Source organism: Paraburkholderia aromaticivorans, assembly GCF_002278075.1.
In the GTDB taxonomy this organism is placed as follows: Bacteria; Pseudomonadota; Gammaproteobacteria; order Burkholderiales; family Burkholderiaceae; genus Paraburkholderia; species Paraburkholderia aromaticivorans.
Genome location: NZ_CP022990.1, coordinates 2,239,774 through 2,254,028, shown reverse-complemented (window position 1 = coordinate 2,254,028; position 14,255 = coordinate 2,239,774). Strand labels below are relative to the sequence as shown.

General features: G+C 63.9%; 10 protein-coding genes. 5 read left to right on the top strand and 5 right to left on the bottom strand.

What is annotated here, in order from left to right; genetic code table 11:
- Positions 1 to 228: 228 nt before the first annotated feature.
- The 3 genes from CJU94_RS29700 (at position 229) to CJU94_RS29690 (ending at position 3,965) form a co-directional block, all read left to right on the top strand.
- Positions 229 to 1,446: a YbfB/YjiJ family MFS transporter gene (locus tag CJU94_RS29700; RefSeq protein WP_095422149.1), complete on the top strand. Its 1,218-nt coding sequence runs from the start codon at positions 229 to 231 to the stop codon at positions 1,444 to 1,446.
- Between the two features lie 159 nt (positions 1,447 to 1,605).
- The gene (locus CJU94_RS29695; RefSeq protein WP_095422148.1) at positions 1,606 to 2,877 is read left to right on the top strand and encodes an MFS transporter; all 1,272 of its coding nucleotides are present in this window, start codon (positions 1,606 to 1,608) and stop codon (positions 2,875 to 2,877) included.
- Positions 2,878 to 3,107: 230 nt separating this feature from the next.
- Positions 3,108 to 3,965: a CHAD domain-containing protein gene (locus tag CJU94_RS29690; protein ID WP_244221010.1), complete on the top strand. Its 858-nt coding sequence runs from the start codon at positions 3,108 to 3,110 to the stop codon at positions 3,963 to 3,965.
- A gap of 59 nt (positions 3,966 to 4,024) precedes the next feature.
- Here CJU94_RS29690 and CJU94_RS29685 read toward each other — a convergent pair whose 3' ends face one another.
- The 3 genes from CJU94_RS29685 to CJU94_RS29680 all read right to left on the bottom strand — a co-directional run bounded on the left by CJU94_RS29685 (position 4,025) and on the right by CJU94_RS29680 (position 8,174).
- Positions 4,025 to 5,062: a transporter gene (locus CJU94_RS29685; protein WP_095422146.1), complete on the bottom strand. Its 1,038-nt coding sequence runs from the start codon at positions 5,060 to 5,062 to the stop codon at positions 4,025 to 4,027.
- A gap of 3 nt (positions 5,063 to 5,065) precedes the next feature.
- Complete coding sequence (locus CJU94_RS41000; RefSeq protein WP_157763818.1) at positions 5,066 to 5,251, bottom strand: hypothetical protein; 186 nt, start codon at positions 5,249 to 5,251, stop codon at positions 5,066 to 5,068.
- Positions 5,252 to 5,534: 283 nt separating this feature from the next.
- Positions 5,535 to 8,174 (bottom strand): DNA-binding protein, encoded by a 2,640-nt coding sequence (locus CJU94_RS29680; protein ID WP_095422145.1) that lies wholly within the window; start codon positions 8,172 to 8,174, stop codon positions 5,535 to 5,537.
- Between the two features lie 390 nt (positions 8,175 to 8,564).
- On the opposite strand from CJU94_RS29680, the gene CJU94_RS29675 reads away from it, so the two are divergent.
- Complete coding sequence (locus CJU94_RS29675; protein ID WP_244221009.1) at positions 8,565 to 9,242, top strand: arylsulfatase; 678 nt, start codon at positions 8,565 to 8,567, stop codon at positions 9,240 to 9,242.
- Positions 9,243 to 9,437: 195 nt separating this feature from the next.
- Positions 9,438 to 10,070 carry a helix-turn-helix domain-containing protein gene (locus tag CJU94_RS29670; protein ID WP_095422143.1) on the top strand — a complete coding sequence of 211 codons (633 nt, stop codon included), beginning with the start codon at positions 9,438 to 9,440 and terminating at the stop codon, positions 10,068 to 10,070.
- A gap of 31 nt (positions 10,071 to 10,101) precedes the next feature.
- Here CJU94_RS29670 and CJU94_RS29665 read toward each other — a convergent pair whose 3' ends face one another.
- Both CJU94_RS29665 and CJU94_RS29660 read right to left on the bottom strand, forming a co-directional pair.
- Positions 10,102 to 13,101, bottom strand: coding sequence for an FAD-binding and (Fe-S)-binding domain-containing protein (locus CJU94_RS29665; RefSeq protein WP_095422142.1), 3,000 nt, complete (start codon positions 13,099 to 13,101; stop codon positions 10,102 to 10,104).
- Between the two features lie 40 nt (positions 13,102 to 13,141).
- A complete protein-coding gene (locus tag CJU94_RS29660) occupies positions 13,142 to 14,179 on the bottom strand; it encodes a DUF1338 domain-containing protein (RefSeq protein WP_095422141.1) in 1,038 nt (345 codons plus the stop codon).
- Between the last annotated feature and the right edge of the window lie 76 nt (positions 14,180 to 14,255).

Below are 14,255 nucleotides of genomic sequence, written 5' to 3'. Positions count from 1 at the left end.
GCCCGCTCCTGATTCGACTCGACCCGGCCATCTTCATAACGGGTAACGGGCCACGCGTGGATGCCGGCAACGGCGTCGACACTCAAGGCATCGTTTATAACGTTGCAAGTGATGGGGGATTTGATTTGCGATCCTCATGACCGGCATGGCGAGCTGTGACTCTCGGGCTCATCGCGTCGCGGCCGCCAGGCGGACGGAACGGCGCGTCACCGAACAGTGGAGGCAGTCATGCAACCTGCAGTCGTCAACGGACCGCTCGCACCCGCATTCGATGTCTGGCGCGGCACGCTGGCCGGAGCGAGCGCGAGCCTTGTCGGCATAGGGCTCGCGCGTTTCGCCTATACGCCGTTATTGCCGGCAATCGTCAGCGCGCACTGGTTTCCGGCGTCGACCGCCGCTTATCTCGGCGCAGCCAATCTCGGCGGCTATCTGGCCGGCGCGCTCGCGGGCGGTAGGCTGGCACGTCGATTCGACGCCGCGTTCGTGCTGCGCGCGATGATGCTGCTCGCGAGCGCCGCGTTCGTCGCCTGCGCCTTTCCGGTTTCGTTTCTCTGGTTCTTCGTCTGGCGTTTCACATCCGGCCTGTCGGGCGGTGCGCTGATGGTGCTGGCCGCGCCGACGATCCTCGCGCATGTGCTCCCATCGCGCCGGGGTTTTGCGAGCGGTGCGATCTTCAGCGGTATCGGCCTGGGCATCGCGGCCTCCGGCACCATCGTGCCGTTGCTGCTGCGTCAGGGTCTGACACAAACGTGGCTGGGTCTCGCCGCGATCTCCGTGGCGCTGACAGCCGTCGCATGGAATGGCTGGCCGGGTCGGGCCGGGCCCGCCGTGCAGCACGCGGCGCATCACGCCGGACACGGCCGCGCCTATCCGGCCGCCTCGATGCGCGCGCTGTACGCCGAATATGCGTTGAATGCAGCAGGCCTCGTCCCACACATGATCTTTCTGGTCGATTTCGTGGCGCGCGGCCTTGGCAAGGGCCTCGACGCCGGCGCGCAATACTGGGTGCTGTTCGGACTGGGGGCGATCGCGGGCCCGCTGCTCACCGGCCATCTGGCCGACCGTGCCGGGTTCGGTCCGGCGCTGCGCGTGGCCTACGTGCTGCAGATCGCCGCGGTCGCATTGCCGGCGCTCGTACCGGGACCCGCCGCGCTGATCGTCTCGAGCGTCGTGGTCGGCGCATTCGTGCCGGGCATCGTGCCTCTCGTGCTCGGCAGGGTCAATGAATTGCTCACACATCATCCGGCTGCGCAGAAAGGCGCGTGGAGCGCGGCGACCACCAGTTTCGCGGTACTGCAGGCGGTCGCGGCGTATGGCTTGTCGTTTCTGTTCGCGCACGACGGTGGCAATTACACAAGCCTGTTCCTGATCGGCGCGAGCTCGTTGGCGCTTGCGCTAGTGGTCGATCTGTTCACAGCGCTTCGCGGCGCCCCGAAGCGGCAATAGCGTTGGCGTCACGCCATTTTCAGCGCACGGCATCCCTCACTCGAACTGGAAGAATCCCATGATCCCGAGCAACGGTCTCTGCAGGCATCAGGCACGCGTGAACGCGCCTGCCGATGCGAACGCCAGGTTGTACTCGCACTCATTGGTGGAGAAGTCGATATGAGCGCGCGTCCCCCACTCTCTTTGGAGACCGGTCCGCAAACGCGCGCGCTCGATTATTCGGCACGCCATGAACGTTACTGGCGCCGCAATCTGGCCGTGTGCGTATTCGGCTCGTTCACCACGCTCGTCAGCCTGAGCATGTTGCTGCCGTTTCTGCCCATCTATGTCCAGCAGCTCGGCGTCGCGTCGCAGTCCGCCGTCATCCAATGGTCGGGAATCGCGTTCGGCGCGACCTTTCTCGGCACGGCCGTCACCGCGCCATTGTGGGGACGCCTCGCCGATCGTTACGGCCGCAAGCCGATGCTGGTGCGCGCGGCCGTCGGCATGGCGGTGGTCATGTCGCTGATCGGCATGGCGCACAACGTGCACCAACTCGTCGGCCTGCGCTTGCTGGCTGGCCTCGTGGGTGGCTATTCGTCGGCTTCCACGGTCATGGTCGGCACGCAGGCTCCAAAGGAGCGCGCCGGCTGGGCGCTGGGCGTGCTGTCGACGGGTGCGCTTGCCGGCAACCTGATCGGGCCGCTCGTCGGCGGTTTCCTGCCGGGATGGCTCGGCATTCGCGGCACGTTCTTCGCCGGCGGCGCCATGATCGCGGTTGCCGCGCTGCTCACGATTTTCGTCGTCAAGGAAGATTTCGACCCGGCCACGAGTCCCGGCCGACGTCCCGCCGCGCACGCAGCGGCGAGCAAGCATCGCAACGACTATCCGGTGGTCGCCGCCTTGCTGGTGACGGCAATGATGGTGCTGCTCGCCAACATGTCGATCGAGCCGGTCATCACGGTCTATGTCGGCAGTCTCGGCGTGGCGCCGGCTCATCTGGCCCGCGTCGCAGGTGTGGTGATGGCCTGTTCGGCTTTCGGCAGCATGCTGACGGCCGCGCGCCTCGGCGCGTTGGCCGATCGGATCGGCAGTTGGAACGTGATCGTCGCTTGCCTGGTGTTGACGGGTCTGGTGATGGTCCCGCAGGCGTTCGTCCACGCGTGGTGGCAACTGGCGGGATTGCGCGCGCTGATGGGCATGACGCTAGCCGGTCTCCTGCCCGCGATTGCAAAACTGGCTCGACACGCGGTGGAAGAGCACAAGACCGGACAGATGCTCGGTTATCTGCAGTCGGCGCAATTCAGCGGACAGGTGGTCGGGCCGATTATCGGCGGTGCGATCGCTGTCCATCTCGGGCTGCATGCGGTGTTTTTCGTGACCGGCTCGTTGCTGGTGGCATGCGCCGCGCTCTCGCAGTGGACACGCACTCGTCAGCAAGCGGTGCCTTGATCGAGGCGAGTACCGTCATGGTCGTGAGAACTGATACGTTGTAGGATGGATAACACAGCCCGCCAGGCCGCCTGACACGCGTTACCTTACGTTCACCTCACTACCGCCCGCTTTGGGAACTCACGCGATTCGAGCCGATGAACTCCACACCTCCCATGCGTGACGTTGCATCTGCACAAGAGCGGACTCCGGACAATTCCGGCGCACGCCATGGGACGGTTTTGCCCGACATGTCGCCGGCCGTCGCTTTTTCGACGCTGGTCACGCCCATGGTCACGCAGGTCGCGCAGCGCGTCGGCACCTTGAGCGTCAGCGCCGATCCGGAAAGTCTGCACAAACTTCGTGTCGTGCTGCGTCGTCTGCGCTCGCTGTGGTGGGCTTACGAACCGCTTATCGGCGAATCGCGGCCTAAGCGGCAGCGGCGTGAATTCAAGGCGCTGGCTGACTCCGCCGGGCAAACACGTGACTGGGATATCCTGAAACACTTACTGGCGGAAGGCGCGGCGATGCCGCAGTCTTTTGCGACGCTCATCGAGCGTATCGATCATTTGCGCGGCGATGCGCTCCTGCACAGTCGCGCCGCGATCACGGCCGCGAACGTCGATGCAATATTGGCGCAGGCGATCGCGGCCGTGATGCTGCAACTCGACGCCCGCTCGTTCGACGAACCGCTTGCGGTATTTGCCGCGAGCCGCATTGCACTGGCGAAAAAGGCGCTGCGCAAACGGATGAAGCGCTTGCTTATGGATCCGCACGCCGGATACGCCGAGTTTCACGACGTTCGAATCGCTGCAAAGAAGCTGCGCTACCTGCTGGAGTTCTTCGCGCCTCTGATCGATAACGGGAATGGGATCGGCGTCGTCGAGCTGACGCAAATGCAGGATGAGCTGGGAAAACTCAACGACATCGTGTCGAGCGAATCGCTACTGCTCGCGCATGCGGTCAGTCTCGGCGAGCGCCGCGGTGTGGACGATGCGCTCGCGTATCTGAGGTATCTCAAGGGCAATCACACGCAAAGCGTCGATGCATCGCTACGCGCGATCAGCGATATGCTCGCTGTCAGGAGTCCGGAATCCGGCATGAAGTAACGGTACCCGGCGCACCGCGGACGTTGAAGTCCGGCGCATTGTCTTGCCCCGGCTTGCCCCTACCGTTCCTTGCGCCTGCGAAATGCCCACCATCCTGCCAGCCCCGTGAAGCCGGCCACGAGTAACACCATTACCCAGAAACCATGCCGGTTTTCGGCGAGCGGAATACCACCGACATTCATTCCGAAAAAGCCCGCGACGATATTGATCGGCATAGCCAGCACCGTCACCAGCGTCAGCGTAAACAGCGTGCGATTGTTCTGCTCTTCCAGACGGGAGATGATCTCCTCCTGCAGCAGCCTGACCCGTTCGATCAGCCCGGCCACGTCCGAGAGAACCACCGAAAATTCTTCGGTCGATTCGCGCAGATCCTGCACGTCCTCTGAATGAAGCCAGCGCGGCGGCCTCGCCAGCAGCCGGAAGATCGCGCCGGGCTCAGGCGCGAGCATGCGTTGCAAGCGCGTCAGCATACGGCGCATCGCGCCTAGATCGATGCGGTTCTGCGTCGGCCGCTGCGACAGGAATCGGTCTTCTATCCGGTCGACGTCGGCGCTGGTTCGGCGCACGATCTGCACGAGCAGATCAGCCTGGTCGCGCATCAGGTGCACCAGCAATTCTGCCGGAGACCTGAATATCTCCCCTTCCCGAACCGATGCGCGCAACCTGTCGACCGAACGCAGCGGCTTGAGACGCGCTGTCACGATGATCCGCTGATTCGCGTAAATCCACAGGGTCGCGATCTCCGAGGGAATGAACTCGAGATTGAACATGACGTCGTTCACGACCGCGCGCAGCGCGCCTTCCGCGTGTTCGATACGCGTCGAGTGCGAGCCTTCGCGCAATGCGTCGAAAAACGTTTCGGGCAAATCGAGTTGAGCTTTCATCCAGCGTTCGCTCGCACTGTGGGCCAGATTGAAGTGAAGCCAGAGAAACTCGCTGCCTTCCGTGGCAGCGCCGGTCACATCATGCGCTTGCAGCCATTCGACGACTTCATCCGCGTCGACAGGCCGCCCGGCGCGACTCGAAGAAAAGAGAAAGCCACAGACCATGCCGGACGAGTCAGCGCCGTAGGTTTGCAATAGCAGGTCAGATTTCATAGGTCATTCAGCGTTTGCTTCCCATGCGGGGTTGGCATATCCGGCAATTGGCCCGCCGACATTGGAACCGTGACGATCGCCACGCGATACCATTCTCAGGCTTCGCATAGATTGAACTGGAATCAAAGGCGCGAGCATATCGCGGTCGATCAAAAGAAGGTTAACGCGGGCTTTCTTCACTGCATCCACCCGGTTGATCCTTGATTCGCGTGGTCACAAGAACGTCATATTCGAGCCTTACGTTGCAGCCTGTGCAAGGCGAACTCATCGCCACGAAGGGTCACGAAGAGTCACGACATGAAACTCAAGTAACTTACGCCGGTTATGTGTGCGCTTTGTGCCAGCAACGCTGAATGATTGAATCGGACATTCAGGCACGTCGGCAACGCGGCCGCGCGATGAGCGGCCGATACTTCCGGCGCGCGTCGCACGCGCGCCTTGCTTCACTACGCGCCAGAGCTTCCTGCGCACGTCAGGTCGCGACCTTCGACATCACAGCCGTAGCCGGATCGTAACGGTAGCCCTTCTGCGCGAGCTGCTGGCTCATCGTCGCGCCGATCATTTTTTGCTGGGTCTCTCTGGCAACCAACTCGTGATCGGGCTTGAGCCGCTCCAGTTCGGACGAAAGCCGCCTGACGAGCGCCACCTCGCCGGTGCTGCGCGCGTCGATGAACAAGATCCGCTCGCTTGCCAGACCGAGCCGCTGCTTGAGGTCTTTCGCGTGTGCGACCCACTGTTCGGCAGTGGCGCGAAGCTCGCTGAGCGCCTTGGCATGAGCCTTGGCTTGCGCCGATATTTGGCGTTGCAACGCCTCGACTTGCTCCGCGCTCTCGGTTTCTTCGGTTCGAGCTTGTTGCGCGATGGCTGCGGCTTGCGCCGCGAGGCGCTGCTCCAATTGCGCCACCTGCTGCTCGGCGGCTTTTGCGCGCTCGCTCGCGTCAGATGCGTCCTGCGATAGCCGCGCCAGGTCGGCGCTCGCGGTCGCCTGCGCCTCGCTCATGCTTTCGATCTGCCGCCGTGTTGCTTCCAGTTCCAGCGTGACGCGCTGCAGTTCGTTCAGATGACCCGCCGTTTCGTCGGCCCGCGCCGCTGCTGCCTCGCGCTCCGCTGCCAGCGTGGCGCGCGCTTGTTCCAGTTCCGCCTCCAGCGCAGCGCGGGCTTGTTCCAGTTCGGCCTCGAGCGTAGCGCGGTCTTGCTCCAGTTCGGTCTCCCGCGAGGCGAGCCGGGCGAGGTTCTCGCTTGCCTGCGCCTCGGCTGCTTTCGCACGCGCCAACGCCGCATCTAGCTCCGCGGACAACCGTGTCGCTTCTTCCGAGCTGGCTTGATGCGCGTCGCTCAAACTGATGATCTGTTGCTGCGCCTGGTCGCGTTCCTGAATGGTTCGCGCTATTTCCTCGTCCTTGCTCGATAGCGCGGCGGCCAACGCTGCGCGTGCCTTGCGCTCTTCGTCCAGCAACGCCGTCGTGGCTTGCTGATCCGCAGCTTGCTCCGTTGCGCGTTGCATGAGTTCTTCCACGCGTGCCTCTCCCGCTTGCGCACGTGATGTCGCCGCGTTCAGCGCCTCGGCCAGTCGCGTCACCTCTTCTGACTTCGCCTGATGAGCGTCGCGCAGAGTCTCGATCTGCTGCAGCGTCTGTTCGTGCGCCTGAGCGACTCGCGCTATTTCATCGTTCTTGCCTGAGACGACCGAGGTCAGGGCTTCACGTGCTGCACGTTCGTCTTCCAGCAACGCATGAGTCGCGGTCAGATTGGCCTGATCCACCGACGCACGCTGCACGAGTTCTTCCATCCGCGCCTCGGCTGCTTGCGCGCGTGATGTCGCCACGCTTGCTTCCTGCGTCCACCGCGCCACTTCCTGCGAGTGTGACTGACAGGCGGCGTCCAACGTCGTGACTTGCTGCAGCGCCTGATCGCGCTCCTGCGTCACTCGCGTTACTTCGGCATTCCTGTTCGAAACATCCGCCGCCAGCGCTTCACGGGCGCTACGTTCCGCTTCGAGCGATGCATTCGCTGCTTCGAGGCTGGCATCCTGCGACGACACACGCTGCGTGAGTTCTTCCACGCGCGCCTCCGCCAACTGCGCACGCGACGACGCCGCGCTCGCCTCCTGCGACCAATGCGCAACTTCTTGCGACCTGGCCTGACAGGCCTCGCGCAAACCGGCGATCTCGTGCTGCGCCTGATCGCGCTCCTGCGTCACGCGCGTTACTTCGTCGTTCTGGTTCGCGACAACCGCCGTCAACGCTTCACGGGCCTTGCGCTCTTCTTCAAGCGACGCGTTCGTCGCTTCCAGATTGGCGTGGTCCATCAACGCACGCTGCGCAAATTCCTCGATGCGCGCCTCGGCCGCCTCGGCACGCGAGGTCGCCGCGTTTGCCTCCCGCGACCAGCGCGTCACTTCTTCGGTGTTCGCCTGGCAGGCGTCGCTCAACGTTGCGATCTCGTGCCGCGCCTGATCCCGTTCCCGAGCGAGCTGAGCGATTTCAGTCTGCTTGCTCGCAAGCGCCGCGGCCAACTCTTCGCGCGCGAGGCGCTCTTCATCGAGCGATGCCTTCACGGCCTCCAGCTCCGCGTCTTGTGCGGACGCACGCTGCGCCAGTTCCTCGACGTGAGTTTCAGCCGCCTCCGCTCGACCCGCGGCGCTCGCGCGTTCGGCTTCGAGGCGCAGAGCAATGCTCTCCGAGACACTCAACGCGTCCGTCAGCGCGACGACCCGGCTGCGCCCCGTTTCGACTTCATCAATCGACTTCTGATACTCGGCCAGCGCTTCGTCCCGTTCCGCGAGCGCCGCTTCGAGGTCCTGGTTCACAGCGGTCAAACGCTGATTGAAGGCCCGCTCCGCATCATGCTGGGAGGCCGCCCAGATGCGGTCCGCGGCGCTCATCACAGTTTCAGCGAGACCCTCGGGCAAGCCGGGCTGGACCTGCAATGCCGGCGTGTCGGCCTGGCGCGCTTCGCGCCAGCGTTGCAAGGCCGCGACTATCGACACGAGCGAGCCGCCGCGAACCTCTTTCCAGATCGTCACCGGCGAAACTCTTCTGCCTTCTTCGACCATGCGATCGGCGATGGCGGCGATCTGTTCATCGCTGATTGTGTCTGCGTCCGTGGACATAAGCGCCTCAAGAATCAATGTAACGGGGCGAAAGGTTAAATCTTCAATACGTTACTACGTCTGCGGACGTCGGGCGACGTTCGCGATACAAGGTAAATGTCAGGTAGCGTGACGCGGATTGGCATCTTAAAGCGCAACGGCTTTTTCGAATGCAGGGAACAACGGACCATAACGCGGCTAAATCGTCGCGCAATGCCTGTCCAGGACGGGTACCCGCGATACTGGTAGAAGATCCTGCCTTGTTGGCCGGCCGCGTCGTTGCAACAATGCCGACGAACCGACTGGCCTGCCCCGTCGGCGTGAAAGCCATAAGCCGGCATCGACACGATGCCTCTCATTCACGCAACTTCACCAAGGCATACGGCAATGCGTATTTCGTTTCTGCACACGATGGACGGCAACCGGCAAGTGTTTGAGCAGGCGGCAAAAGCGCTTGGAATGCGTCCTGAAGATCTTCACCATGAAGTGAGAGCGGACCTGCGCGAGGCGGTCAGCCAGACGGGGCGTTTCCCGATCGAGTCGAAAGTCGAGACAAATCAGCGGCTTCTCGCGCTGGCAACCCGTTCCGACGCGGTCATTCTGACGTGCGCCACGCTCGGGCCGGCCGTGGCGGATATTAAAAGTCCGCCGGTGCCCATCATCAGAGCGGAGATCGCTTTGGCCGCGGCGGCGGCAGAAGTGGGCGGAAAACTCGTCGTGTTATGTGCCGCGGACACTGCGATCGAATCCACCCGGCGGCTCTTCGCGGCGCACGCCGGCGCCGACACCGTATCGGTGGAGGTGGTTCACCTGCCTCGGGTTTGGGCGCGGTTCAAAGCCGGCGAACTTGACGCGAGCCTCGCCGCAACCGCGTTGTCGGCGGAACGCGCGTATGAGTCGGGCGCGACGGTTGTCGCATTGGCTCATCCGTGGATGGCGCCTGCCGCGGACCTCGTTCGAGGGAGAAGGCGGCCGCTCGATAGTCCGGGCGCCGCGCTTCGCGCTGCAATGCAACGGTTCGGCGAGGCGAGAACCCCGATGCGCCGGCCATCCGGCAGAACCGGTGTTTCCGATGAGAAAAGCACCTGAACGCTGCGCGCGCGCCGGCCTCCTCCAGGCGCGTCGTCGCGCAAGCCCGCGCAAGCCACAGGCGACCGGTACAGACGTTGTCGGCAAGCGCGCCGGGAACGCCCATCCGCCTTCGAGACTGCCCCCTCGCCCCCAAATGTTATTATCGGAAACAACCTCGTCCCCTCAAAGCGCGTATTCGCAGCATCAAGCCCCATGGACACCCGCCTCGCCAAACCCGCCGACCCGTCCACCACCGACCTCGGCCGCCGCGTCCGCGCCGCCCGTCAGGCGCAGGACCTGACGCTGGAAACCGCCAGCCGCCTGTGCGGCGTCTCCCGCTCCACGCTCTCCAAGGTCGAAAACGGCCTGATGTCCCCCACGTTCGACGTCCTGCAGAAAATCGTCCTCGGACTGAAGATCGAAATCGGCGAACTGTTCGGCTCCACGCCGAAAGTCAGCGCCAGTGGGCGTCGCGCGCTCACCCGCAAAGACGAAGGTCAGCGTCACGCCTATCGCGGCTACCAGATGGAACTGCTCGCCACGGACCTTGCGCACAAGGCGATGCTGCCGTTTCGCATCCGCATCTCCGCGCACACGCTCGACGCATTCGACGATTGGGGCCGTCACGAAGGCGAGGAATTCCTGTATGTGATCAGCGGCAGCGTGTGCCTCTATTCGGAGTTGTACGCGCCGACGCATCTGAACGCCGGCGACAGTCTCTACTTCGACAGCCGCACCGGCCACGCGGCGGTCTCAACGAGCGAAGAAGACGCCGAGGTCTTGTGGATGGCCACCAGCGCCGACATTCCGCAAGCCCCGGCCGCCACCGAACCCGCGAAGAAGTAACGCAGGCGCGCGCAACGCGCATGAAGGCGGCTTAGCGAGCCGCCAACGCCCGCTGCGCGAGTTGCGCGATATGCATTGCGTGACGCCCCGTGCCCTGCTCGATCTGCTCACGGCAACTAAAGCCATTGGTCAGCACGATCGTATCCGCGGCCGCCTTGCGCACCGCCGGAAAGAGCCTGTCTTCGCCGATCTTTTCGGACAGCGCGTGATGCTCCGCGTTGAAGCCGAACGATCCCGCCATGCCGCAGCATCCCGTGTCGAGCAGTTTCCATTTCACGCCGAGCTTGTTCAGCAGCGCGGTGTCGCCCTGCATGCCGAACAGCGCTTTTTGATGACAATGCCCGTGCACGATGACGTCGGCGGCAAGCGTCGGCCAATCGAACGGCTGCCGCGCGACGAAATCGGAGAACAGGAACGTCTGCGCCGACAGTTGCTTCGCTAACGCATGACCGGGCAGTTGCTTCAGCAGTTCGTCCTTGAATACCGATAAACAGCCCGGCTCGAGACCGACCAGTGGCACGCCGGCGGCGATATCGTCCGCGAGGTCGTCGAGAATGTGCGTGAGCAGTTCGCGCGCGCGTTCGAGCAGGCCGAAGTCATAAAGCGGACGCCCGCAGCACAACCGGTTCGTCGGCAACACGACGTGCCAGCCCAATTGCTTCAAGACATCGGCCGCGGCTTGCGCGATCTCGGGCGTGAAGTGGTCGTTGAACGTATCGACCCACAGAATGACCTTTTTCGCGTCACCGCGAGCGTCAGGCGCCGCTTGCGGCGCGCGCCGCGCGATCTGCCTGTACGTGGCGCCGGCAAAACGCGGCAGTTCGCGCGCCTGCGCCACGCCTGCTACCCACTTGCCGAACGAAGCCAAACCCGGCGCCGACGTCATGAAGTTCGTCAGACGCGCAAAGCGCGCCGCCCACGGCGCCCATTCGCCGATGCGTCCCATGAATAGCGCCTGGCGCGGCCGGCGATTCGTCTCGTAGTAATGCGAAAGGAATTCGGCCTTGTATGAAGCCATGTCCGTATGCGTCGGGCAATCGGATTTGCAGCCCTTGCACGCGAGGCACGTGTCGAGCGCTTCCTTCACTTCGCGGCTTTGCCAGCCATCGTCGATCACGCCGCCTTGCAGCATTTCCCAGAGCAGATGCGCGCGGCCACGGGTCGAATATTTCTCTTCACGCGTGGCGCGATAACTCGGGCACATCGTGCCGCCTTCGAGCGAACGGCATTTGCCCATGCCGATGCATCGCTCGATCTCGCGCTGAAAACCGTCACCTTCCTGGCTGGCAAACGTAAGCCTCGTTTGCAGCGTGACCGGTTTGTATGCGGGGCCCATGCGCAGGTTCTCGTCGGCGCGATACGCATGCACGACCTTGCCCGGATTCAGGCGGTTGGCCGGGTCCCAGATCGCCTTGAACTGCTCCATCGCCTGCATCAGTTCGGGGCCGTACATGATCGGCAAAAACTCGGCCTTGGCCTGGCCGTCGCCGTGTTCGCCCGAGAGCGAGCCGCCGAATTCCACCACCAGTTCGGCCGCTTCGCGCAGAAACTTGCGCCACGTCGAAATACCTTCCGCGCTGCGCAGATCGAACGTGATGCGTGCATGCACGCAGCCATCGCCGAAATGGCCGTAGAGGCTCGTCTCGTAGCCGTAGCGATCCACCAGTGACTGGAACGCGCGCAGATAGTCGCCGAGACGCAGCGGATCGACCGCCGCATCTTCCCAGCCGACCACCGGGTCAGGCGTGCCCGCATCGACCGACAACGCCACCGCCGAGGCGCCCGTCTCGCGAATCGACCACACCTTTGCCTGCAACGCGCGATCTTCGACGAGCATCGCCGAAACATTCGGCCCTGCTTCGCCCGCGCGGAAGTAAGCGGCGGCGGCTTGCGCCTGCTGCATTACCGCCTCCTGCGTGTCCGCGCCGAATTCGAGCACGACCCACGCATCGCCTTCAGGCAGCAGCGCGATCTCATCCTTCTTCAAACCGCGCGCCTGCAAGCCGCGAATGATCGCGCGGTCGAGTCCTTCGATGGCGATCGGCCCGCAGCGCATGAAATGCGGCACGGCATCGGCCGCCGTGTAGATATCCGTGAAGCCGACCACGACGATCACGCGCTTCGCGGGACTCTTCACGAGACGCACTTTCGCCTGCAACGTCACGGCACAGGTGCCCTCCGTGCCGACCAATGCACGCGCCACGTTGAAGCCGTTTTCCGGCAGCAGTTGATCGAGATTGAAGCCGGACACGCGCCGCTTGATCTGGGGGAATTTCGCACGAATCTGTTCGGCGTAGGTGTCGCGCAACCGTTTGAGCGCGGCGTAGATTTCGCCCTGGCGGCCGCCTGCCGCGATGATGCGTTCGAGTTCGTGCTCCGACGTCGGCCCGACCCAGAAACGCGCGCCGTCGAAGGTCGCGATTTCCAGCGCCTCGACGTTTTCGACCGTCTTGCCCGCCATCACCGAATGCGCGCCGCACGAGTTGTTGCCGATCATGCCGCCCAGCGTGCAGCGGCTGTGGGTAGCCGGATCGGGCGCAAACGTGAGGCCGTGCTGTTCGGCGGCATCGCGTAACGTGTCGCACACCACGCCCGGTTCGACGATCGCGACACGCGCGACCGGATCGACCGACACGACACGGTTTACGAACTTGCTCGCGTCGGCCACCACCGCGACGTTGACGCATTGGCCGTTCTGCGAAGTGCCGCCGCCGCGCGCGAGAAACGGCACGTCGTGGCGGCGACAGGCGGCGAGCGTGGCCATTAGATCGTCGACATCCGCAGGCACGACGACAGCGAGCGGCACTTGCCGATAGTTCGACGCGTCCGCCGCATACAACGCTTTGGAACCCTGATCGAAGCGCACTTCACCGCGTACGTGGCTGCGCAAATCGGCCTCCAGCGCATGCATCACGGCGGCGCTGCCCGCGAAAGGCGCGGCGACGCGCGGCGCCTTGTTCAGTGCGCGACGGCCGCCGGCGTCCAACTCGTTCAGGTCCGCGCCCTGTTCTTCATCAAATGACGTTCCCACTGCGCTCCCCGTCTCTCGTTCCTGGACCAGTTCTCTGCGCTCAGGCGGCCTGGCTCGCGGTCATCTTGAAGATGCCCTGTGCGTTACCCGCGTCGAAACGCAGGTCCGTTTCCCAGCGACGCGCGTCCTGATCGAACGTCCGCTTGCGCGTGATGAACTCGTAGAACGAGCCCGGCACTTCGCGCGTCACGAGGCTGCCGTCAGCCGCACGAAACTCGCGCGACACACTGTCCGCTCGATACGCCGTCTGAAACACGCGGCCCGAGCGCGAGCGCTCCACTTCCGGTTTCATCGGACGGCCCTTGGCTTTCTCGTCGTCGGAGAGTTGAAAAACGTCCGCGACGCGATCGGTGGCGTGGTTGAACGCATTGCCTTCGGTCGCGATCCACGCCATTTCCGCCGATTCCTTCAACAATACTTCGTAATCGGCTTCGCGTGGCGTCTCGTGCTGGCGCGCAAACGCGCCGACGATGACCGGCAGCAATTCATGCGCCGCCTGAAGCGGCAGCACGCCGTCGCGTTCGAGCTCCCATAACTGGCCGACTGCGCGCGGCGTCAGCGGATCGCGCGAGTTGCCGGTCACGTTGGTCACCGCCTGCTGAAACTCCGCCGAGAAACGCTCGGGATGCAATTCGCTCACGAAGAACTGCGCGATTTCATCGGGCGCGTCGTCATGCGCCCACGCGCGGCCCGTCATGCCGAGGCGGTCGAGCGGATAGCGGCCGTTAATGCTGAAGCCGAGCGGACGCAGAATGCGGGCGAATGCGGCTTCGCCTGGCGGCAGCGCGCCGCTGTGCGGCCAGCGCACCGTGCGCAACGCGCCATGGTCGAAGTACACGCTGCCGCCCGCTGCGACCGCTTCCTCCGTGTACCGGCGGCCATTCGCCGAGCGCGCCAGCAGATCCTCGAAAAGCGCCATGTTCATCGCCTGCGCCAGTTCGGCACGCGTGACGATGCCTTCTTCCCATTCGTTGAGGATTCGCGGGTGATTCAGCGTCGCGAAGAGCCGGGCGGTTTTATCCGCGCCGAGCAGTGTCTTCAGCAGTTGTTCGACATTCGCATTCTTGGTGTTTGGCATGTGGGCTCTCCAGGTGGCTCCAGGCGCGCTATCTGATGTGCTGGAATCACGCGCCGGTCAGCGCACAAGGCGCACG

Coding starts and splice junctions, on each gene's coding strand:
- CJU94_RS29680 (WP_095422145.1), bottom strand. CDS start 8,174: ATGTCCACGGACGCAGACACAATCAGCGATGAACAGATCGCCGCCATC.
- CJU94_RS29685 (WP_095422146.1), bottom strand. CDS start 5,062: ATGAAATCTGACCTGCTATTGCAAACCTACGGCGCTGACTCGTCCGGC.
- CJU94_RS29695 (WP_095422148.1), top strand. CDS start 1,606: ATGAGCGCGCGTCCCCCACTCTCTTTGGAGACCGGTCCGCAAACGCGC.
- CJU94_RS29690 (WP_244221010.1), top strand. CDS start 3,108: ATGTCGCCGGCCGTCGCTTTTTCGACGCTGGTCACGCCCATGGTCACG.
- CJU94_RS29675 (WP_244221009.1), top strand. CDS start 8,565: ATGGACGGCAACCGGCAAGTGTTTGAGCAGGCGGCAAAAGCGCTTGGA.
- CJU94_RS29670 (WP_095422143.1), top strand. CDS start 9,438: ATGGACACCCGCCTCGCCAAACCCGCCGACCCGTCCACCACCGACCTC.
- CJU94_RS29700 (WP_095422149.1), top strand. CDS start 229: ATGCAACCTGCAGTCGTCAACGGACCGCTCGCACCCGCATTCGATGTC.
- CJU94_RS29660 (WP_095422141.1), bottom strand. CDS start 14,179: ATGCCAAACACCAAGAATGCGAATGTCGAACAACTGCTGAAGACACTG.